This is a genomic window from Lysinibacillus xylanilyticus, assembly GCF_001708185.1.
GTDB classification, from domain to species: domain Bacteria; phylum Bacillota; class Bacilli; order Bacillales_A; family Planococcaceae; genus Lysinibacillus; species Lysinibacillus xylanilyticus_A.
In genome coordinates this window covers 710,572-733,392 of the sequence record NZ_MDDN01000001.1, presented here as the reverse complement: position 1 = coordinate 733,392, position 22,821 = coordinate 710,572, and the positions used below count along the sequence as shown (strand labels likewise).

Below are 22,821 nucleotides of genomic sequence, written 5' to 3'. Positions count from 1 at the left end.
AGTGGTATGTTCGATCATACAACCGTGTTATTAAAAGAAACAGTTGATGGGTTGAACATCGATCCTGATGGTGTATATGTGGACTGTACGTTAGGTGGGGCAGGACACAGTGAATATTTAGTACAACAATTATCTGAAAAAGGTCGTTTGATTTGCTTTGATCAAGATACGATAGCTATTAACAATGCAAAAATTCGATTGGCGCCATATATTGAGCGCGTGACATTTGTCCACTCGAATTTCCGTTATTTAAAAGAAGAGTTATTAGCTCTTGGTATCGAGCAAGTTGATGGCATTTTATATGATTTAGGTGTTTCATCACCACAGTTAGATACACCAGAACGAGGTTTTAGTTATCATCATGACGCACCTCTAGATATGCGCATGGATCAAACGGCATCACTTACAGCATTTCATGTCGTGAATGAATGGGCATATGAAGATTTAGTGCGTATATTTTTCCGTTATGGAGAAGAAAAATTTTCAAAGCAAGTTGCTCGTAAAATTGAAGAGGCGCGAAAAGTGGCGCCGATTGAAACAACTGGACAACTTGTAGAACTTATTAAAGAGGGTATCCCAGCAGCGGCTCGCCGAAAAGGTGGACATCCAGCGAAGCGCATATTCCAAGCAATACGAATTGCTGTTAACGATGAGCTAGGCGCAGCAGAGGATTCATTAGTCGATGCGATTGATATGATAAACGTAGGTGGACGCATTAGTGTCATTACGTTCCATTCATTGGAGGACCGCCTATGCAAGACTATTTTTAAGGAAGCGTCATCATTACCGGAATTACCACCGAATTTACCAGTAATTCCTGATGACATGAAGCCAACTTTAAAGCTTATCACAAGAAAGCCGATTGTTCCTTCTGATGAAGAATTGGCAGTAAACAATCGTGCTCGTTCAGCAAAGCTTAGAGTGGTAGAGAAAATTAACGACAAAGGGCGTGAGTAAATGGCAGCAGTTCGTGTAAGGCAGCACCAACAGCAACATGTGCAACAACCGTTAACACCACCTAGTCCACAACCCACTATCATACGTCGTAAAAAAACGAACCAGAAGTTTGAAAAGACAATGCTAATTTTTTTAATTGGTATGATTGCTGTATTATCAGTACTGGTTTTAAATAAGCAAGCAGCAATTCAAACGACAAGCATGGACATTCAAAAAATCGAAGCTGAAGCAGATGAGATTGCGAAACAGAATGTTGACTTGACAGTTCGTGTAAGTGAACTTTCTACATACGATAACATATGGAAAAAAGCTAAAGAACTCGGTTTAACTCAAAATGAGAAAAATGTAAAGGTAGTGCCGGGAGAATGAAAAAAAAGAGATTTCGATTCCAATGGGGAGCCTTTCTATTATTAATTTTTTATGGAGGGCTCTTTTTTCTATTGTTCACGAGAATGGTTACGTTACAGGCAACAGGTGAAGCGGAAGGTCAGGAGCTTGCGGCTAGGGCAGCTGCAAAATATAGCAAAGAAAGTGCCATTACAGCAAATCGTGGGAAAATTTACGATCACAACGGTCAAGTCATTGCTGAGGACACACTTAGCTATCGATTGATTGCAATTGTAAGTGATAAAGCCACGACGGATCCAAAAAACCCTCGGCATGTAGTAGATCCTGAAAAAACTGCAAAGATATTAGCAGAAAATCTTCCTAATTCAGACGAAGAAAAAATATATAAACAGCTTACTAAGGAAAATGCTAATGGCGAAAAGCCTTATCAAGTTGAATTTGGTAGTGTAGGTCGCGGAATTAGTCATGAAGTAATGAGTAAAATCAAAGAAGAGGAATTACCAGGGATTTTATTTGTGAAAGATTTAAAACGTTATTATCCAAATGGTATTTTTGCCTCGCACTTAATTGGCTTCGCAGTAAAAGAGGAAAATAAAGATGGAACGTTTACGACAAAAGGTAAGATGGGTCTTGAATACACCTACAATAAAGAGCTAACTGGAAAAGACGGTAAGGTAGAATATGAAACTGATGCCTTCAGTTATCTATTGCCAGATAGTGAGAAAATGATCACACCTGCGAAGGATGGCGACGATATTTATTTAACTCTTGATAAAACCATTCAAAGCTTTTTAGAGGAAGCGATGACGCAGGTGGAAAAGGAATACAACCCTGAATCCATGACGGCTGTTGTAGCAGATCCGAAAACAGGAAAAATCCTAGCAATGTCTCAACGTCCCACATTTAATCCTGATACACGTGAAGGCACAAATATGAAGTGGTTAAATGAAGTTATTGAGGAAACCATTGAGCCGGGTTCGACGATGAAAACATTTACGCTCGCCTCAGCTATTGATACTGGAGTATGGCAACCAAATGCAAAGTATATGTCAGGTAGTTACAAAGTGCTTGATCGTACAATTCGAGATCATAACGGGGTCGGTTGGGGGCCAATTACTTATTTAGAAGGTTTCCAGCGTTCATCAAATACAGCGATGGCAAATTTGTTAAAACTTATTGGTGATGATGTCTTTATTGAATATTTAGATCGCTTTGGTTTTGGTCACAAAACAGGCATTGATTTGCCAAATGAAGCGACAGGTACGATTTTATCGAAATATCCTATTCAACGTGTTACAACGACTTATGGTCAAGGTTCTACTGTAACACCTATACAGCTTATTCAAGCAATGACGGCAATTGCGAATGACGGAAAGATGATGCAGCCATATGTGATTGATCGTATTGTAGACTCATCAACAGGAAAAACCATTCAAAATCATGAGCCTATTGAAAAGGGACAGCCGATTAAAGCGGATACAGCAAAACAAGTACGTGAAATTCTTGCGTCTACATTAACAGCAAAATATGGGACAGCGAAGGACTTTATACTTGAAGATTATCAAGTCGCAGGAAAAACAGGTACTGCCCAAATTCCATTAGGAAATGGTAGATATTCGTGGGGTTCAAACGAATTCCTGTATTCATTCTTAGGAATGGCTCCTGTAGATGATCCGCAGCTCATTATGTATGTCTCGGTAAAAAGACCAAAATTAAAGGGTGAACTTGGTTCTGTACCAGTTTCAAAAGTATTTAACCCAGTTATGTTAAATAGTTTAAAGTACTTAAACATTAATCCTGAAGATGTACAGCATGTTAACAATGCAACAATACAGGATTACACAGGTCAAAGTGCTGAGTCTATACAAGTAGAGCTTGCAAATGATGGTCTACAACCAGTTATTGTTGGTGGTGGCGGCAAAATAATTGACCAGTATCCTAAAGGTCCTCAAAAACTTGTTAAAGGGAACCTTGTGTTTTTAAAGACAGAAGGTGATGTGACACTGCCAGACTTCACCAATTGGTCATTGCGAAATGTACTTGTCTTTAAATCAATGGCAAATTTAGAAATTGAAGTCGTTGGAGAGGGCTTTGTAGCTAGTCAAAGCGTATCGGCAGGTACCGTAATTTCAGATAAATCACCGATTGTCGTGAAGCTGAAAACACCAGCTGAAAGCTTTAAAAAAGATGTAGAGACCCCATCTGAGGGTGACATTGAACAAATAGATGATGAATAGATACTGAATAGAAGTCCACTTTATTTCATACGTTGTAAAAAACAAGGTGTGATGTCGAATGAAGTGGATTTCTATCCATTCTAAAAAGCGATTGCGTATTTTATACGTATTGTTTATGTTTGTAGCAGCTGCGATTGTCATTAGGCTTTTCTTCTTGCAAGTATTAGATCAAAAAGAACTGACCAAGAAAGCTGAAGAGAACTGGGACCGAGAAATTCCATTTGCCAATGAGCGAGGGCATATTACAGACCGTGATGGGAAAAATATTGTTACCAATAAGCTAGCGCCAACTTTATATTTTATGCCTTCTCAAAGTAAGGATATTGAAGGGGCAGCAGCAAAAATTGCACAAGTTTTAGGGGTAGATGAACAAAAGTTATTGGCAAAAATGAAGAAAAAAGAATACTTAGTAAAGCTGGCACCTGAAGGGAAAAACATTTCCTATGAGAAAGCAGTACAGTTACAAGGGATGCAGATTGACGGATTGTATAGTGGTGTTGATTATTCAAGGGATTATCCTTACGGTACCTTACTATCCCGCTTTTTAGGTTTCACAGGCTATGATGCACAAGGTTTAGCAGGAATTGAATATGAATACAATAAGCTGTTACAGGCTAATTCTTCGGCAATACGGCTCTTTACAGATGCGAAAGGGAATAATTTGCAGAACGTAGCAAGTGCTTGGAAAGCCGGTGAAGATGGCGCGACAATCGAGCTTACGATAGATGTAGATGTACAACAGGTTGTCGAGCGTGAATTGTCACAGGCTATGGAGCGTTATGAAGCTGATCAAGCATTGGCGATTGCTATGAATCCAAACAATGGCGAGATTTTAGCATTAGCCTCATATCCTACCTTCCATCCGGCAGAATATCAACTGGTGGAGCCTGCTATCTACAATCGGAATTTACCAGTTTGGATGACATATGAGCCGGGATCGACGTTCAAAATTATAACGCTCAGTGCAGCACTAGAAGAAAATTTAGTAGATTTAGAGAAGGATACTTTTTATGATCCAGGCTATACAATGGTTGCTGGAGCTAAACTACGTTGCTGGAAACGTAGTGGTCATGGACATGAAACTTTCCTAGAAGTTGTAGAAAACTCTTGTAACCCAGGTTTCGTTGAATTAGGGCAGCGAATTGGTAATGAAAGACTACTGCAATATATTAAAGATTTTGGTTTTGGTCAAAAAACTGGATCTAATATTGCAGGCGAAGCTTCTGGGATTTTATTTTCAAAAGAAGCCTTTGGACCAGTTGAGCAGGCAACCACTTCATTCGGTCAAGGGGTAGCTGTTACACCCATTCAACAAGTGCAAGCCGTAGCCGCAGCAGTAAATGGAGGTAAGCTTTATACGCCATATGTTGTGAAGAAGATTTTTAATCCGAATACTGGAGAAGTTATACAAGAGACTGAGCCGGTAGTTAAAAAACAGGTTATTCGAGAGGAGACGTCTGCGAAGGTAAGAGGTGCATTGGAATCCGTTGTAGCAAAGGGTTCGGGACGTCAAGCCTATCGAGACGGATTACGTATTGGTGGCAAAACGGGTACAGCGCAAAAGGTAGAGAACAGCCGTTATATAAATGGTGAATATATCGTATCGTTTATTGGCTTCGCTCCTGCGGATAATCCGCAAATTGTCGTTTATGTAGCAGTAGATAACCCAAAAAAGACAACGCAGTTTGGTGGTGTTGTAGCAGCTCCAATCGTTGGTCAAATTATTGAAGATGTTGCACCTTTTGTTGGCATTGAAAAATCGAAGGAACAGCTTGAAAAGGATTATCGTTGGGGTGACCCAATCACTGTGAAGGTACCAAGTTTTATTGGTCAAACGAAGGATGATATTGCCAAGCAACATTATCCATTCCGTATTGAATGGCATGGAGAAGGGACTAAAATTGGCAATCAACTGCCTGAAGTGGATAGTGTTATTAAACAAGATGGCACCATTCATCTATATTTAGAGAACTAATATAACTTTACCTTTAAAAAATGGGAAAGAACCACTATTATTATGAAGGGTAGTAATAAATAAATGAAAGTTTGTGCTTTTTTCTTGAAGAAGAAAGTGAAACAAGATTTAAAGGAGATTTATCAATGAAACTCGCAACAACGCTTACCATTTTAGCTCTTGCTTTTATAGTAACAGTTATCCTGGCACCAATTAGTATTCCACTTCTTCGCCGATTAAAGTTCGGTCAAAGCATTCGTGAAGAAGGACCAAAATCACATATGAAAAAAGCTGGTACACCAACAATGGGCGGCATTATTTTCTTACTTGCCATTATCCTTACTACTGTTGGTGTAGGAAGCTTTTTAGATTTATTTACAACACAAACCGTCGTATTGTTATTAGTATTAGCAGGGTTTGGGTTAATCGGCTTGTTAGATGATAGCTTAAAGGTTGTTTTTAAACGTAATTTAGGACTAACATCACTTCAAAAGCTGGTTGGTCAAATTGTCATTGCGGTCCTAGCATATTTTTTACTACATGTAGGATCGTTTGATACAACACTTGCTATACCATTTACTGAGTGGACGGTTGATCTTGGTAATTTCTATGTAGCCTTTTTAATTTTCTGGTTAGTTGGCTTCTCGAATGCAGTGAATTTAACAGATGGATTAGATGGACTTGTGGCAGGTACTGCATCCATTGCCTTTGCGGCATTTGGTGTTATTGCTCTGTTCCAAGATCAAGCTGATATCGCCTTATTTACATTTGCGGTGACAGGTGCATTATTAGGATTTTTACTTTTTAATGCGAATCCAGCAAAAGTATTTATGGGAGATACAGGTTCGTTAGCATTAGGTGGAGCTTTAGCAATGGTATCTGTTTTAGTAAAAGAAGAATTCTTACTGTTACTAATTGGATTGGTGTTTGTTATTGAAACATTATCTGTAATTTTACAGGTAGGTAGCTTCAAACTACGTAAAAAACGAATTTTTAAAATGAGTCCTATTCATCATCATTTTGAATTATCAGGTTGGTCAGAATGGAAGGTAGTACTTGTATTTTGGTCAACTGCATTAGCAGTAGCATTGATTGCAGTCTTATCGGAGGCGTTCTAATGAGAAACTATACAGATTTACAACATAAAAAAGTCCTTGTTTTAGGTCTAGCAAAAAGTGGTGTGGCTGCAGCTGAGATTTTACATGAGCTTGGCGCCTTTGTGACGGTCAATGATTCAAAACCATTTGACGAAAGCCCAGATGCGCAAGGCTTATTGCAAAAGGGGATTACCGTTATTTGTGGGCGTCACCCGGAGGATTTACTGGATGAAGGCTTTGAATTAGTTGTGAAAAATCCGGGGATTCCTTATAGCAACAAGATAGTAGCAGATGCCATTAGCCGTGAAATTCCCGTATGGACAGAAATTGAGCTTGCTTATTTAATTAGTGAAGCTCCATTTATTGGTATTACAGGGTCAAATGGTAAAACAACAACGACAACTTTAATTTTTGATATGCTGAATAATGGTGGTCCAACACCGTTAATTGCAGGGAATATTGGGACAGTAGCATGTGGTGTTGCAAGAGAGGCTCAAAAAGAGAATGTAATTGTTACAGAGTTATCTTCTTTCCAACTAATGGGCATAGAGACATTCAAGCCGAAAATCGCTATTTTAACTAATCTTTATGATGCTCATCTTGATTATCATGGGACATTTGACAACTATGCAGAAGCAAAATTTGGTGTCACACGTAATCAAGATGAAAGCGATTATTTCATCTACAATGCCGATCAGCCAATTGTTGTTGGTTATGCAACAAAATCCAATGCTAAAAAGGTACCATTTAGTTCTAAGGGGCGTACAGAAGAGGGTATTAGTGCAGATGAAACAACAATTTACTGGCAAGGTGAACCATATCTAAATCGAGCAAATATCGCTTTGCCTGGTAAGCATAACTTAGAAAATATTTTAGCAGCTGTAGCCGCTTGTATTTTAGTAGGCTGTGACAAAGCTAAAATGGAAGAAGTTTTAGCAAAGTTTGGAGGAGTTCGTCACCGTACTCAGTTTGTGCGCGAATGGAACGGACGAAAAATTTACAATGACTCTAAAGCGACAAACTGTTTAGCTACAAAAAGTGCTTTAGATGCTTTCCAAGCACCTGTTATTTTACTTGCAGGTGGCTTAGATCGAGGACATTCGTTTGAAGAATTACGTCCATGCATGAACCATGTAAAAGGTGTTGTTGCCTTTGGAGAAACAGGTCTACGATTTGTAGAATTTGCAAAGTCGTGTGGCGTACAGCAAACTGTCATTGCCCAAAATGTTGAAGATGCCGTACATTATGCGGCACCGATGTCGACAGAAGGCGATGTTATTCTCTTATCTCCGGCGTGTGCAAGCTGGGATCAATATGACAGCTTTGAAATACGAGGCGATGTTTTTATTGATGCTGTAATGAAGCTGTAATGAGCCTGTAACTATTTTAGAATATACTTGACTTGGAAGGATGGCATTACTGAGAGGGAAAGAAAGCTATTTATTGCTCGTCACAACATTGCTGCTTTCAATAATCGGCATTATTTTCGTCTATTCTGCAGGTACCTATTGGAGTGCCATTCATTATAGTGGAAAAATGCCGTTTTATATGAAGCAAAGTCTGTACTTTGCCGTTGCCATTGTAGTGTTTTTAATCACCATCCGATTAAATATTTTGAGAGAGCAGTCCTTTTGGAAAATGGCCTATATATTTTCGTTAATTTTACTGGTCCTTGTACTTATACCAGGAATTGGACTTGTGCGAAATGGTTCTCAAAGCTGGATTGGAGTAGGACCGTTAACAATCCAGCCAGCAGAGCTAACGAAAATTACAGTCATTGTGTACTTGAGTCATATTTTAGCGCAACATAAAACGGGTACGCCGATTATTAATTGGCGTCATGGCTTGATCTTATTATTACCTGTTGTACTTATTATGTTGCAGCCCGATTTTGGTTCAGTATTTATTCTAGTTGTTTCTGTGTTTTTATTGTTTTTTGTGGCGGGCTATCCTTTAAAGCTTTATGCGATGTTTATGGTTGCTGGAATTGCTGGGTTAGTGGGCTTAATTGTCACAGCGCCATACCGACTAAAGAGAATTGAAGCCTTCATTGATCCATGGGTCGACCCCCTAGGAAGTGGCTTTCAGGCTGTACAATCGTTAATGGCTATAGGTCCTGCAGGGATTTTTGGACATGGTTTTGGACAAAGTAGGCAAAAGTTTTTATATTTACCTGAACCACAAAATGACTTTATTTACGCAATTATTCTAGAAGAGGTAGGATTGCTAGGTGGGCTAGTTATTTTAGCGCTTTTTGTACTGATCGTTTATACAGGCTATAAATTCGCAGTACAGGCTAAAACAAGAACATCTTATTACGCGATAATAGGACTTGTCACAATGCTGACCGTACAAGCATTTCTAAATATAGCAGTAGTGATTGGTTTAGTTCCTGTAACAGGTGTTACATTACCGTTTATTAGCTACGGAGGAACATCTTTAGTAACAATGTGGTTAATAATAGGTATTATTTATCAATTAGCGAAATAAATATAAAGGAGGAGTACTTTTTGGAGAAAGTAATTGATATAGAAGATCGCATACCTACGCTAAAAAAGCGACGAAAAAAGCGTACAAATCGGAAATTTATAGTGCTAATATTACTTTTCTTTATCGTGTTAGCAGTACTCCTTTATTTTCAATCTCCTTACAGTAAAATCAACAAAATAACAGTCAACGGCGCTCAGTTAGCAGATGCACAATACTACGTACAAGCCAGTACGCTTGCACCTGGAAAGTCGATGTGGGGATTTAAAGTAGAAGATGTAGAGAAATCATTACTAAAGGATAAATGGGTGAAAGATGCACATGTTAAACGGGATTGGCTTCAAGGCGTGACTATTGAAATTAAAGAATGGAAAAAAGTTGCATACTTAGCCGGTGACGGTACTTATTATCCATTACTTGAAAATGGCGAGCGTTTTGAACAAGCTGGAGATGACATTCCGATCGACGCACCTGTATTTATCGGCATAACTGGCGAAAAGACTATTAAGAAGCTTGTTAAGCAATTAGCACAATTAAAGCCAGAAGTATTAGCATTAATTTCTCAAGTCAATATTAACAGTAATGAGTCAAATCCTAATGCAGTTACGCTGTATATGAACGATGGCTATGAGGTACGTGCTGTTATTCAAACGTTGGCAGAAAAGCTAAATCATTATCCATCGCTCGTGGCACAAATCCCGAATTTAGAAAAGGGTGTTATCGATTTAGAGGTCGGCTCGTATTATAAATCTTTCAATGATGAGTACAACCAAGAAAGCATTGACTTAGAAGGAGATACGGCCAACCAGGAAGTGAAAAAAGATGAACAACAAGAAAAAGAGTAGCAAAGGAAATTTCTTTTCAAGAAAACAATTTGAGTTGCTTATTGTTTGTGTGACTATGGGGTTTATCGTTGGCTATTCGTACAATCAGGCAAAAGATAATCGACATGCAGGTGCTAGTGATGCAGAGCTTTTTGAGCAAGAAGAGTCATATCGTGAGGAGTTAATTGCACAGCAAGAGCGCAATAAAGAATTGTCAGAAGAGTTGACTTCTTTACAAGAAAAAATTCGCAAGTATGAAAAGTCATTTGTTGCTAGTAAAAAGGATTATACAAAGCTGGTTGAAGAAGCAGAGGATTTACGCTTGTTGCTAGGCGATTTAAACGCAGAGGGAAAAGGGATACGTATTACCCTTCAAGACGGTGATTACGACCCGAAATCTGCTAATCCTAATGATTATATTGTGCATGAAAGCCATGTATTTAAATTACTCAATGAACTTAAAATTTCTGGTGCTCAAGCAATTGCTATTAATGGACAACGCGTTATGGCGAATTCTTATATTCGTTGTAATGGACCAGTCATTACTATAGACGGCAAGCAGCATCCAGCTCCATTTGTTATTGAGGCTGTAGGGGATTCAGCAACATTGATGGCTTCCTTAAATTTAAATGGTGGCATTGTGGATCAACTAGTAAATGACAATATTGTTGTGTCATTAGAAGAAGAACAAAAGCTTATAATGCCAAAAGTAATAGTAGAAAGTTAAATGATTTCCAGTTAATATTTACAAACTAAACCTTGGTTATAGCCTCCAGATAAGTTATAGATTGTAATATGCATTTGCATAATTCAAGATATAAGGCAAGGCGTAAATCTGTGGGGGGTTACGATACGTCTAGGAGGGGCTATTTTGAAAAAAAATATGTACACCCGAATAACGATCGTGCTATTTATTATCGGTTTGATGATAGCGGTACAATACAATACCATAAAGCAACCAGCTGAGCGAGATACACGAGATATTTGGGCCATAAGAGAGGAATTAGCAGAAGAAAAGCAAAGGCATTCCACATTATTAGCAGAAATTCGCTCACTAAATGAAGTAGTGGGTCGCTATGAGCAATCTGAGAAAGCAAATTTACAGTCAGCATTATATGAAACATTGAATCGTTTAAAGCTACAAGCTGGGCTAACAGAAGTTAAAGGGCCAGGTGTTGTACTTCGTGTTGAACCAGCGCCAGAATTAATAGAAATGGGCTATGAAATCAAAGAAATTTCACCTGATTTACTAACCCAATTATTGAATGCGCTGTTTAAAAACAATGCAGCGAGTGTTTCGATAGATGGAAATCGTGTTGTCCATACGACAGCCATTCGAGACATAAATGGAAAGACTACAGTGAACAGTATACCACTGTCCTCACCACCTTTTGAAATTTATATTGGGACAAGCTCCTTTAAAGAAGCTCAAAAAATGTACAATTCGTTACAGGCCTCTACATTTATCGATTCCTTTTATTTAGATAATTTTAATTTAATAATAGAGGAACCGACAGAGCATTTAACAATCCCGGCATTTGATCAGCCATTGACAAATGATTATTTAACAGAGGTGGAAAAAGGAGAATAATATATGTGGCTACCATTTTTAGGTCTGATATTTGGACTTGCCCTTGGCTTGTTAACAAATATTCAAATACCCTCTATATATGAAAATTATCTGTCGATAGCTGTTTTAGCAGCCCTGGATACATTATTTGGCGGTATTCGTGCTCAACTACAGCAAGTATATGATGATAAAGTATTTGTATCTGGATTCTTTTTTAATATAATTCTTGCAGCAGGATTAGCCTTTTTAGGTGTGTATTTAGGGGTAGACTTGTATTTAGCAGCTATTTTCGCTTTTGGAGTACGTTTGTTCCAGAATATAGCAATAATTAGGCGAATTTTACTAACTAAGATAGACGAAAAACGTCACGAGAAAAGGAAAAATACCATATAATTAGAGAAAAATTGTGCAAAATGCTCGATTTGCTTAGACATTATGCTGAATTTACAATAGAATGAGGATAAGAGCATTTTTCAAGGAGGTGCAGCTAATTGAATCAGCAAGATTTATATATTTCTCTTGATATAGGATCATCCTCTATCAAGGTATTAATAGGTGAAATGGGTGACGGTCAATTACATGTAATTGGCGTCGGAAATGTAAAATCGAATGGAGTAAGAAAAGGTGCAATTGTTGATATTGATGCAACAGTTCAATCGATTCGAAAAGCAATAGAACAAGCTGAACGAATGACAGGATATCAAATTAATGAAGTCGTTTTAGGTGTTCCTGCAAACCAAACGATGTTACAGCTAGTTAAAGGTGTTGTCGCTGTAAATAGTGAAAACAGAGAAATTACAGATGATGACTTAGATAGAGTGGTAGAATCTGCACAAGTCATGTCAATACCTCCTGAACGTGAATTAGTTAACATCATTCCAAGACAATTTATTGTCGATAACTTAGATGAGATTAAAGATCCACGAGGTATGATTGGTATCCGTTTAGAAATGGATGCCACAATGATTACAACCTCTAAGACACTTTTACACAATGTTCTACGTTGTGTAGAACGTGCAGGTTTAAGTATTCGAGAAATATATTTGCAACCATTAGCAGCAGGCTTTTTTGCATTAACAGAGGATGAAAAAAACCAAGGTACGGCTTTCGTTGATTTAGGCGGCGGTTCAACTACTATCGCAGTATTCGAAGAGGGACTGTTGACACATACGGGTGTTATTCCTATTGGTGGCGATCACATCACGAAAGATATTTCGATCGTCTTAAAAACACCAACAGAACAGGCAGAACAAATAAAACATCAATTTGGACATGCCTTTTATGATGATGCATCAGATGATGAACTCTTTGAAGTACCGGTTGTCGGGACAGATTCAACAGATCAGTACAGCCAGCGCTATATATCTGAAATTATAGGCGCTCGCTTGGAAGAACTATTTGAGTTAGTGATTGACGAGTTAGCACGTCTAGGTGTTCGAGATTTACCAGGCGGTGTTGTTTTAACTGGTGGCGTTGCAAAACTTGAGGGTATTGCTCAATTGGCACGTCAGATTCTGCAAACCCGTGTTAGAATTTATACACCCGATTATATTGGCGTTAGAGAGCCTTCATTTACGACAGCGGTTGGACTTATTCGTTACGCCTATTTAGAAGATGATTTTTATGGGAAAAGTACTAATACGCAGCCTATTGAATATGCAGTTGTCGGATCTTCAGCAGCCACACATAAAAAGCAAGAATATGCTACACCTTCAGAATCAAAAGGGAGCGTAATTGGGAGAGCAAAAAAATTATTTGATAAGTTTTTTGATTAACTTCTTTCAGCTGAAGTCTCCCGCCTTTATTGGTAGTGAGAGGTGAATGCGGATTTAAGCTACTTTTCAGCAGATGTCCAAACACCTGCTGAAAGAAGTTAATGCCTCCGGCGGATGTCACGGAATCGGAAAGGAGTTCTTTGTGCCAGCACAAAGCCGATTCCGGACGCAATTATACCGAGGCATAATTGATCTAGAATGCGTAATGAATGATACAGAGTCGAGTTACCGTGGGAGGAAAAAGAAATGTTAGAATTTGATACAAGTGTTGATCAACTTGCAGTAATAAAAGTCATTGGTGTTGGTGGCGGCGGTAACAACGCTGTCAATAGAATGATAGAACATGGTGTACAAGGTGTTGACTTTATCGCAGTTAACACAGATGCACAAGCGCTAAATTTATCGAAAGCAGAAATAAAGCTACAAATTGGTACAAAATTAACACGTGGGTTAGGTGCAGGTGCAAATCCAGAGGTAGGGAAAAAAGCTGCAGAAGAGAGCCGTGAACAATTAGAAGAGGTTCTACGTGGTGCAGACATGGTATTCGTTACAGCTGGAATGGGCGGAGGAACTGGTACTGGGGCCGCGCCAGTAATTGCACAAATTGCTCGTGATTTAGGAGCTCTTACAGTCGGTGTTGTAACGCGTCCATTTACGTTTGAAGGTCGCAAACGACAAACACAAGCTATCGGTGGTATTGGTGGCATGAAAGAGTCTGTTGATACGCTAATCGTCATTCCGAACGACAAGCTATTACAGATCGTTGATAAATCAACGCCAATGCTAGAGGCATTCCGTGAGGCAGATAATGTTTTACGTCAAGGTGTACAAGGTATTTCAGATTTAATTGCAACACCAGGTCTTATTAACTTAGACTTTGCAGACGTTAAAACAATTATGTCCAACAAAGGTTCAGCGTTAATGGGGATTGGTATTGCTACAGGTGAAAACCGTGCTGCTGAAGCAGCTAAGAAAGCTATTTCAAGTCCTTTACTTGAATCCTCAATTGATGGCGCTAAAGGTGTTCTTATGAATATTACAGGTGGCTCGAATCTTAGCTTATTTGAAGTACAAGAAGCCGCAGACATCGTAGCTTCAGCATCAGATGAAGAAGTAAATATGATTTTCGGTTCTGTTATTAACGAAAATCTAAAAGATGAAATTATTGTCACAGTTATTGCGACAGGTTTCTCGGAGGAAGCTTTACAGCAACAACGTAATACTACACGTCCGACGATCAATACAAATAGACAAGCTGTACAGCAACAGCAAGCTCCGGTGCGTGAACCACGACAAGATGTACATGTACAGCAAGAGCAACCACGTCAAAATCAACAAAATTATGCGCAGGATGACATGCTTGAGGTACCAGCATTTTTACGTAATCGTAGAAATCGCTGATAAATTGAAAGCATCTGACTTCTAAAAAACTCGTATTTTACATATGTAAAATACGAGTTTTTTATATTTCCAAAGTAAAAATTTTATCTTATTCGGCAAATGTTATTGTGGCGAAAGTAAAATTGAAGTACCAATGTTGATTGGTCGTTTGCCTAGAGAAACGTAAACAGGCGACAGCGCTAATAATTATGAGAAATTAATTGATTGTTCAGATTGTGTAAGGAAAGGATGTATTTTGTCAAAACATTTTAAGGAAATGATGCGATTGTTTGACAATATTTGTGAGTGTAACATGCTAACTTTGTATATAGGAGGCGGCTGTTATGTATGGAGAATGGCTGGTGCTCATTAATACGCTTTTTAACCTAGCGATACTCAAGTTTACGGCAAAGGTAACAGGGGTTTTTGTAAAGAATACGAGATTATTAATGAGTTCTATTTGTAGTAGTTTTGTAGCTGTAATAGGTGGTCAAATGCTGTTAACAACGCTGCTGAGCTTTTTCATACTAATTGGGATAGCTTTTCGTTTCAAGATTCGAAGCTTTCAAAAGCAAGGACCAATTGTTTTGACAGCAACAATCGTTATCGGTGGATTGTTAACGGCGTTACAACCATATTTAAAAAGTCTTTCTGCCGTCCATTTTATAATTATTTGCCTACTATTAGCTGTTAGTAATCTTATTGCTTTTTATAAGCAATGGGGATTTGTAAAGCTAGAGCGGTTAAGTGGTCAGTTTGTGTTTGATACGACGTTAAAAATTTTTAATGTAAAGATACCGCTTTCTGCATTCCTAGATACAGGTAATCAAGCTATCGAGCCATTATCAGGGAAACCTGTTCACTTTGTCTCTTATGCCGCTTTAAAACCACATTTACCTGCAGCATTTTGCAAATCATTATTGGAATGGCAAGAAACTGATCCGTATAATGTATCCATGTTTTCAGAAGATTATCAGCGTTATATTCGATTTATTCATGTTAATACAGTGCAACAGCAGTCAGTTGTACTAGGTTTCCGCTTTGAGGAGTGGCATATAAAGGGGGAGCACTCACAAGTGAAAACGAATGAATATATCGTATTAACAAAAAAAGCTAAAAATTTTCCGCATAGCACAGCAGCAATTTTACATTTTTCAGCGCTTTCAAATAACTCATAGAGGGGGAGAACTATTGCTTCTTAGGCTACTTGCTAGCTTGAAAAAATTATGGAGTAAGTTTCGAAGTCGTGAAACGTACTATATAGGGGGAAATGATTCATTGCCAGTGCCACTAAGTCGAGAAGAAGAAGTTACAGTCATTGCATCCTTTATGAATGGTGATTTACGAGCTAGAGATACACTAATTGAACGTAATTTGCGTCTTGTTGTTTATATTGCTAGACGTTTTGATAATACAGGTACGCCGATTGAGGATTTAATAAGTATTGGTTCGATCGGTTTAATTAAGGCGATTGAAACGTTCAATACAGATAAAAATATTAAGCTTGCCACATATGCATCACGTTGTATTGAAAATGAAATTTTGATGCATCTACGTAAAACAAGTCGCATGAAGGGTGAAGTTTCATTAGATGAACCATTAAACTCCGATGCTGATGGAAATGAATTGTTATTGTCTGATATTTTAGGAACAGAAGAACATATTATTTTAGATAATGTAGAGAAAAAAATTGAACGTCAACATATGTTTCATGCCATTAATTTACTAGGGGCGCGTGAAAGATATATTATGGAATGTCGTTTCGGACTAAATGGAAAAATTGAAATGACTCAGAAAGAAGTAGCTGATCATTTAGGTATTTCGCAATCATATATTTCCCGATTAGAGAAGAAAATTATTCAAGATTTACGTGAAAACTTGAATCAACCGATATCTTAAGTAGGGAAATTTAACCTACCTAAAATTGGTCTTAGCTTTTGTGCATATTCTCGTTTCTCTCGGACAAACTGATGTCACGGTTTAGTCAGAGAATAACATCCGGAGGAATCGAATATGCGAACTAAAGTAGATCTTTGCGGCTTAGATACATCGACTTTGCCAATTTTAAAGCACGAGGAAATGAAGGAATTATTCATCCGTTTACAAGCTGGAGAAACAGAGATTAGAGAAGAGCTTGTAATGTGCAATTTAAGGTTAGTGCTTAGTATTGTCGGTAGATTTGCCTACAGGGGTGAACAGGCAGATGATTTATTTCAGGTAGGCTGTATTGGCCTCATGAAAGCCATTGATCATTTTGATTTGAAGCATAATGTGCGATTTTCAACATATGCTGTACCAATGATCATTGGTGAAATTCGTCGCCATCTGCGTGATCATCATGCATTACGTGTTTCTCGTTCTCTTAGAGATATTGCGTATAAGGCGATGCAGGCAAAAGAGCAATGGATAACCGATAATTTAAGAGAACCAACAATTGAAGAAATTGCTGAAATGATTGACATGAAAAAGGAAGATGTATTATTTGCTTTAGATGCCATTCAAGATCCAGTTTCATTACAAGAGCCCATTTATTCTGACGGTGGAGACGCTGTTTATATGATGGACCAATTACGTGATGATGATGTATCAGAAGATCAATGGGTTGCCTACGTGTCGGTAAAGGAAAGTTTACAAAAGTTAGATGATCGTCAACAAATGATTGTTGCAAAGCGTTTTTATTACGGTGAGACACAAACTGAAATTGCAAAGGAATTGGGAATATCTCAAGCGCAAATTTCACGTCTAGAAAAAAATGCAATTGAAACAATGCAGAAAGATTATAAGTAAAAACAATGCGCATCCGAATTCCTCGGTGCGCATTTTAATTATAACAAAATGTAAGTAATTTCCGTTTCAGCCTACCCGCTTTCCTGTGGGCGAGCATCGAGCCGCTTCCTCCGCTACGTTGCTATCGCTTTGCTTTCACACGGGAGTCGAGTAGCCTTCCGCTCCAATCAATGATAGCGTAGTACTTTTAATTTATGTATTCAACAATGAACGCTGGCTACTTACTATAATCGAACAGAATAGAGAATGTTATTGATATCTGCTGTGGCTTTGATTACGAATTTAAATATTTATTATGATGTTATGCTTTCGCATATTATCACTATAAATTAGAGAGTGACGTGCTAGAAGATACATACTAAATGAATTAGTTGATTGTAGTGGAGACTGAGCGACTCCTTGGGGATTAGCGATAGAGGAACGAAGGCTAAGAGCATCACGTCCTGTGTGATAACGCCTTCGTGACCTACATCGTGTAGGCCCGAGACCCTGCAGCGAAGCGGATGTTTTCTGTGCGAAAGCGTAGTGTTAACGTAGCGGCAGCAAATGTTTTATCTGTGCGAAAGCGAAGCGTCAGCAACAAAGCGCTCAGTCGGAACGGAAATCAACCACACGTTTTGCCAAAGAGCCAAATTCAATTTAACTATGACATTTTTACAACATTCACTTGATCATTTCATTTTCATTTAAACAACAATGAACACATAAATATAAAGAGAGAACATAGTTTAACTTCTTTCAGCAGAAGTCTCCCATCTCTATAAGTGGTGAGATTAATGCGAATGTAAGCTATTTTTCAGCGGGTGTCCAAACGCCCGCTGAAAGAAGTTAAAGCCCCCGGCAGGATGTCATGGAATCGGCTTTGTGCAAGCACAAAGCCGATTCCAGACCAAGGCACAATTGATTGAGATAAAACGATGTTGAGAGTAATTGATTTAGTTAGGGAGGGAAAATATGCGTTTCTCGATGTTGCAGCAAAAAGAAGTTATTGAAGCAGGCAATGGACGCTTTTTAGGATTTGTGGTTGATGCAGAGGTATCCAAAGAAACAGGCTATGTAACGGCTTTTATGATTGCGGAGCCCCGAAAATATTTAGGCCTTTTTCGCGGGGAAGAATCTGTTAGGAAAGTGTATATGAAAGATGTACTTGTGGTTGGCAAGGATGTCATTTTAGTAAAAGCATTATCCTAAAGTGCGCAGTTTTTACGCTTATTAAAACCAAAGCTGTTTTTAAGCTGCAAATGGGTTAAATGTAATTTCACTTAGGTCAGGCTATTCATTGATAATTCAAGCATTGCTTGTTACAATAAAAGAAACTATTGTTGTAAAGTTGGGAAAAACAGTGACAAAAATCATATCAAATTTGAATAAAATTAATGATCTTATACAAGCAGCAAAAAAACGTGCTAATCGAGAAGAAAACGAAGTCCAAATTATTGCAGTGACAAAAGAGGTTTCAGTAGAAAGAACACAAGAAGCTATTGATGCAGGACTGATTCATTTAGGAGAAAACCGTCCTGAAGGCTTAAATCGTAAAATTGAGGCGATTCAAGCTGATGTACATTGGCATTATATTGGGTCTTTACAAACACGTAAGGTAAAACAAGTCATTAACAGCATTGATTATTTGCATTCATTAGATCGTTTGAGTTTAGCAGAAGAAATTGAAAAAAGAGCAGACAAACCTGTCAAATGTTTTGTACAAGTTAATGTATCCGGCGAAGAGTCAAAACATGGTTTAGCAATCGAGGAAATTCTGCCTTTTATTGAATCATTAAAGAGTTTTACAAAAATTCAAGTTGTTGGTCTAATGACAATGGCACCAAATACAGATGAGGAAACAATTATTCGCTCTGTTTTTAAGCAATTAAAACAATGTCAACAGCAAATAGCCGAGCAAGGATTCGTACACGCGCCTTGTACCGAGTTATCAATGGGCATGTCTAATGACTTTGAAATGGCGGTAGAGGAAGGGGCTACATTTGTTCGAGTTGGAACGGCTCTTGTTGGAAATGAAAGAGGGGAAGAGGATGAGCATGAAAAATAAAATTAAAAATTTCTTTTATCTTGAGGAAGAAATAGAAGAAGAAATCACGCAAGCTCCTGTTCAACAGCAACAACCCGTACAACAACAGCAACAAATTCAATCAGTGAAGCCAAAAAAAGTTATTAAGGAGCGAAAGGCACCCGTTCAGGAAATTTTTCCGCAGAGTACAAATACGACAAACAACATTGTAAGTTTACAGGCAGCTATGAATTCTAAAGGTGCAAAAGTTGTATTAGTTGAACCTAGAGTTTATGCAGAAGCACAGGATATTGCTGAACATTTAAAAAATAAACGCGCAACAATCCTCAATTTGCAACGTATTGAGCGAGAGCAAGGTGTACGAATTATTGATTTTTTAAGTGGCACAGTTTATGCACTTGGCGGTGATATTCAAAGGATTGGAAAAGACATTTTCCTATGTACACCTGATAATGTAGAAGTGTCTGGCGAAATTTCGAATTTTATTTTAGACGATAATTAATAGCGAGGATTGTAGTTTATATGACTTTATGGGTAATTCTAGGTTATGCATCATTAGCATTTAGGATATATTCTTATATGTTAGTTGGATATGTTTTACTGTCTTGGGTACCTGCTGCCCAAGATTCAGCAATTGGTCGTTTTCTTAAAAAAGTATGTGAGCCTTACTTGGGGATTTTTAGGAAATTCATCCCTCCAATTGGTATGATTGATATCTCGCCAATTGTGGCAATTTTTATGCTTAATTTTATTCAAAACGGACTTTTTATTGTTATTGAAAAAATATATGAAATGTTCTTCTAAAAGAAATCCTCACGAACGGTGGGGATTTTTTATTTATTGGGAATACTATATTTAACAAAAATATTGCTAACAACTTAGTGATGATTCCCTAGAATTCATAAGCGTGAGTAGGGAACGGTGTTTTGGCAATCTAAAGCAAATTCAACTGAAATTAAGGATCAATACTAAATCTGTTCTTGATTAAAAAGTATTGTTGGGATGACATTTGTTAATACGTATGCTTTGTATATAGGTTGATTGGAGTGGAGGTTGTAGCTGCTCCTATTTTTAAATATAAAACTAAGCGTGTTGATTAGGGAAATATAGTTTTTTTATTGACTGATAAAAGGATTTTTTGGTTGATATTTTGCTAATATATGCCCATTCTAACTGATTGTAGCGTAGGGCTACTCGACTCCCGCGGGAAAGCGAGACAGACGAGACCCTGAGGCCAACACGATGTTGGTTACGAAGGCATTGTCACAGGACGTGACGCACTTAGCCTTCGTTCCTTTAGTGGAGGAAGCGGCTCGACGCTCGCCCGCAGGAAGCTTTGCTCTGCGCGAAAGCGAAGCGTCAGCGACAAATGTTTTATCTGTGCGAAAGCGAAGCGACAGCAACAAATGTTTTATCTGTGCGAAAGCGAAGCGACAGCAACAAATGTTTTATCTGTGCGAAAGCGAAGCGACAGCAACAAATGTTTTATCTGTGCGAAAGCGAAGCGACAGCAACAAAGCGAGTAGCCCGTAGCGGAAATCAGAGCCTACTAATTAATTAGTGTAGATAAGAAAGAATGGTTAAACAACATCTGAATAGATCCTTAAAATACCAATGAAATTAAACTAGTAAAAGAGAGATAATAGAGGTGGAGTAAACATGGAGCATTTAATTCAGCATTTTAGGAAAGATGAACAGCCTTTTATTGAACAGGTTGTGAGTTGGCAACATGAGGTGGAGGATCGATATGCTCCAAAGCTTACTGATTTTTTAGATCCTCGACAACGTTTTATTGTTACATCGATTATTGGTCAAGAAGACACATTGAAAACAGTTAGTGCTGGGCTCTTTGATGAAGCAGAAAGACAACGTATGCTTATTTATCCTACTTATTATGAGCCTGTGGAGGAAGATTTTCAGCTTACAGTATTTTCAATTCAATATCCTGTGAAATTTGTACAACTACGACATCCAGATGTTCTAGGGGCATTATTATCATTAGGACTGAATCGTGGCAAATTCGGTGATATTCGTGTAAATGAACACCAAGTACAATTTGTAGTAGCGAATGAGGTAGCACAATATGTACGCTTACATTTAACAGGCATTGGCAAAGTAAAGGTACATGTAGAATCGATTAAAGAGATGGAGCCTTTGCTACAAAATGAGGAAGAGTGGCTAGAAGAGTCTCATACTGTTTCTTCCATGCGTTTAGATGTTATTATTTCAACGGTTTTAAAAATTTCCCGCCAAAAAGCACAAGCGTTAATTACAGGAAAAAAGGTACGTGTTAATTGGACTGAGCGGGATACAGTTGCTTTTGAATTACAAGAAGGAGATATTTTATCAGTACGCGGAAGCGGTCGAGTAAAAATTATAATGACAGAAGGCCGTACAAAAAAAGATAAAATTCGTTTACAAGTCGGTCGATTGACTCAAAAAAGCTAAAAACCAAGTAAATTTCATTAATTTTTACTGCTAAGTTGTTGGAACAATTGTATAATAGGAAATACGAATGTACATGTAAAGGAGAGAAGGATCGTATGCCATTATCACCTATTGATATACATAATAAGGAGTTTACCAAATCGTTCAGAGGTTATGCTGAAGATGAAGTAAATGAATTTTTAGATCAAATTATTAAAGACTATGAAATTTTGCTACGTGAAAAAAAGGAAGTAGACAGACAATTAGAAATGTCCTTAGAACAAGCGAGACATTTTAACACGTTAGAGGAAACATTACAAAAATCAATTGTAGTCGCGCAAGAAGCAGCCGATGAAGTAAGAAGAAATTCTCAAAAAGAAGCTAAACTCATTGTAAAGGAAGCAGAAAAAAATGCTGATCGTATTATCAATGAGGCTTTAACGAAAGCTCGTAAAGTGACAATTGAAATTGATGAGCTAAAAAAACAATCAAAAGTATTCCGTAATCGTTTTAAAATGCTTGTAGAAGCACAGCTTGATTTACTAAATGCAGATGACTGGGATCACTTGCTACAATATGATATTGATCTTACAGAAATTCAAGCATCTGTTGAAGAAGCTCAGGAGGCCGATCAAGTTTAAATGCAATAAGTGAAACTTGACGTGATTGTTTGATTTTCATATACTATTGTAATAGTAATTATTTTGAACAGATATGCATACAGGCAGAGACGAAGACAGTATTTGTTAGGCGTAGTTAAGCGATTTGGGGATAGTGTGAGCCCAAACATGCAAATAACAATGAACATCACTTCGGAGCTAAATAACTGAATGAAGTAAGTTATTTCGTGATGCACGACGTTAACGTGCTTTAAGTGGTAGTACAATTTTGTGCTGCAATTAGGGTGGTACCGCGAGTATAAGCTTCTCGTCCCTTTGAGGGATTGAGAGGC

The 22,821-nt window shown here is 38.0% G+C and carries 24 protein-coding genes and 1 other annotated feature; all 24 genes read left to right on the top strand.

Annotated features, from left to right (window positions below; translation table 11 throughout):
• Positions 1-6: 6 nt before the first annotated feature.
• The 24 genes from rsmH (at position 7) to BFJ97_RS03490 (ending at position 22,510) form a co-directional block, all read left to right on the top strand.
• Positions 7-957 carry a 16S rRNA (cytosine(1402)-N(4))-methyltransferase RsmH gene (gene rsmH, locus BFJ97_RS03600; protein WP_068983255.1) on the top strand — a complete coding sequence of 317 codons (951 nt, stop codon included), beginning with the start codon at positions 7-9 and terminating at the stop codon, positions 955-957.
• Positions 958-1,326 (top strand): cell division protein FtsL, encoded by a 369-nt coding sequence (ftsL, locus tag BFJ97_RS03595; protein WP_068983254.1) that lies wholly within the window; start codon positions 958-960, stop codon positions 1,324-1,326.
• Entirely contained in the window at positions 1,323-3,542 is a 2,220-nt protein-coding gene (locus BFJ97_RS03590; protein ID WP_068983253.1) for a penicillin-binding protein, read from the top strand. Before ftsL ends, BFJ97_RS03590 begins: the two co-directional genes overlap by 4 nt.
• A gap of 58 nt (positions 3,543-3,600) precedes the next feature.
• A complete protein-coding gene (locus tag BFJ97_RS03585) occupies positions 3,601-5,517 on the top strand; it encodes a stage V sporulation protein D (RefSeq protein WP_068983252.1) in 1,917 nt (638 codons plus the stop codon).
• Between the two features lie 125 nt (positions 5,518-5,642).
• The gene (mraY, locus tag BFJ97_RS03580; protein ID WP_068983251.1) at positions 5,643-6,614 is read left to right on the top strand and encodes a phospho-N-acetylmuramoyl-pentapeptide-transferase; all 972 of its coding nucleotides are present in this window, start codon (positions 5,643-5,645) and stop codon (positions 6,612-6,614) included.
• Complete coding sequence (gene murD, locus BFJ97_RS03575) at positions 6,614-7,963, top strand: UDP-N-acetylmuramoyl-L-alanine--D-glutamate ligase (RefSeq protein ID WP_068983250.1); 1,350 nt, start codon at positions 6,614-6,616, stop codon at positions 7,961-7,963. Before mraY ends, murD begins: the two co-directional genes overlap by 1 nt.
• Before the next feature lie 40 nt (positions 7,964-8,003).
• Complete coding sequence (gene ftsW, locus BFJ97_RS03570; RefSeq protein ID WP_068983249.1) at positions 8,004-9,083, top strand: putative lipid II flippase FtsW; 1,080 nt, start codon at positions 8,004-8,006, stop codon at positions 9,081-9,083.
• 20 nt (positions 9,084-9,103) lie between these two features.
• Positions 9,104-9,925: a cell division protein FtsQ/DivIB gene (locus tag BFJ97_RS03565; protein WP_068983248.1), complete on the top strand. Its 822-nt coding sequence runs from the start codon at positions 9,104-9,106 to the stop codon at positions 9,923-9,925.
• Complete coding sequence (locus BFJ97_RS03560; RefSeq protein WP_068983247.1) at positions 9,903-10,631, top strand: DUF881 domain-containing protein; 729 nt, start codon at positions 9,903-9,905, stop codon at positions 10,629-10,631. The genes BFJ97_RS03565 and BFJ97_RS03560 overlap by 23 nt, the downstream gene beginning before the upstream one ends.
• A gap of 144 nt (positions 10,632-10,775) precedes the next feature.
• Entirely contained in the window at positions 10,776-11,495 is a 720-nt protein-coding gene (locus tag BFJ97_RS03555; protein ID WP_068983246.1) for a DUF881 domain-containing protein, read from the top strand.
• A 3-nt stretch (positions 11,496-11,498) separates the two neighbouring features.
• Positions 11,499-11,867 carry a small basic family protein gene (locus BFJ97_RS03550; protein ID WP_068983245.1) on the top strand — a complete coding sequence of 123 codons (369 nt, stop codon included), beginning with the start codon at positions 11,499-11,501 and terminating at the stop codon, positions 11,865-11,867.
• Positions 11,868-11,965: 98 nt separating this feature from the next.
• Entirely contained in the window at positions 11,966-13,249 is a 1,284-nt protein-coding gene (ftsA, locus tag BFJ97_RS03545; RefSeq protein ID WP_068983244.1) for a cell division protein FtsA, read from the top strand.
• 246 nt (positions 13,250-13,495) lie between these two features.
• Entirely contained in the window at positions 13,496-14,650 is a 1,155-nt protein-coding gene (ftsZ, locus tag BFJ97_RS03540) for a cell division protein FtsZ (protein ID WP_068983243.1), read from the top strand.
• A 323-nt stretch (positions 14,651-14,973) separates the two neighbouring features.
• Positions 14,974-15,807: a sigma-E processing peptidase SpoIIGA gene (locus BFJ97_RS03535; protein WP_068983242.1), complete on the top strand. Its 834-nt coding sequence runs from the start codon at positions 14,974-14,976 to the stop codon at positions 15,805-15,807.
• A 13-nt stretch (positions 15,808-15,820) separates the two neighbouring features.
• Positions 15,821-16,528 carry an RNA polymerase sporulation sigma factor SigE gene (gene sigE, locus BFJ97_RS03530; RefSeq protein ID WP_053594633.1) on the top strand — a complete coding sequence of 236 codons (708 nt, stop codon included), beginning with the start codon at positions 15,821-15,823 and terminating at the stop codon, positions 16,526-16,528.
• A gap of 114 nt (positions 16,529-16,642) precedes the next feature.
• Complete coding sequence (gene sigG, locus BFJ97_RS03525; protein ID WP_049668350.1) at positions 16,643-17,416, top strand: RNA polymerase sporulation sigma factor SigG; 774 nt, start codon at positions 16,643-16,645, stop codon at positions 17,414-17,416.
• Between the two features lie 512 nt (positions 17,417-17,928).
• Entirely contained in the window at positions 17,929-18,087 is a 159-nt protein-coding gene (locus tag BFJ97_RS24505; RefSeq protein WP_175401661.1) for a hypothetical protein, read from the top strand.
• A gap of 283 nt (positions 18,088-18,370) precedes the next feature.
• Complete coding sequence (locus tag BFJ97_RS03520) at positions 18,371-18,607, top strand: PRC-barrel domain-containing protein (RefSeq protein ID WP_053594630.1); 237 nt, start codon at positions 18,371-18,373, stop codon at positions 18,605-18,607.
• A 151-nt stretch (positions 18,608-18,758) separates the two neighbouring features.
• Complete coding sequence (locus BFJ97_RS03515; protein ID WP_068983502.1) at positions 18,759-19,463, top strand: YggS family pyridoxal phosphate-dependent enzyme; 705 nt, start codon at positions 18,759-18,761, stop codon at positions 19,461-19,463.
• Entirely contained in the window at positions 19,447-19,944 is a 498-nt protein-coding gene (locus BFJ97_RS03510; RefSeq protein ID WP_068983241.1) for a cell division protein SepF, read from the top strand. Before BFJ97_RS03515 ends, BFJ97_RS03510 begins: the two co-directional genes overlap by 17 nt.
• Before the next feature lie 20 nt (positions 19,945-19,964).
• Positions 19,965-20,246, top strand: coding sequence for a YggT family protein (locus tag BFJ97_RS03505; RefSeq protein ID WP_068983240.1), 282 nt, complete (start codon positions 19,965-19,967; stop codon positions 20,244-20,246).
• A gap of 438 nt (positions 20,247-20,684) precedes the next feature.
• Positions 20,685-20,975, top strand: a complete 291-nt coding sequence (locus BFJ97_RS03500; protein WP_068983239.1) for a hypothetical protein — start codon at positions 20,685-20,687, stop codon at positions 20,973-20,975.
• Positions 20,976-21,101: 126 nt separating this feature from the next.
• Entirely contained in the window at positions 21,102-21,890 is a 789-nt protein-coding gene (locus BFJ97_RS03495; protein WP_068983238.1) for an RNA-binding protein, read from the top strand.
• Between the two features lie 95 nt (positions 21,891-21,985).
• Positions 21,986-22,510: a DivIVA domain-containing protein gene (locus BFJ97_RS03490; protein WP_068983237.1), complete on the top strand. Its 525-nt coding sequence runs from the start codon at positions 21,986-21,988 to the stop codon at positions 22,508-22,510.
• A 77-nt stretch (positions 22,511-22,587) separates the two neighbouring features.
• Positions 22,588-22,807, top strand: a binding site (T-box leader).
• Positions 22,808-22,821 lie beyond the last annotated feature (14 nt).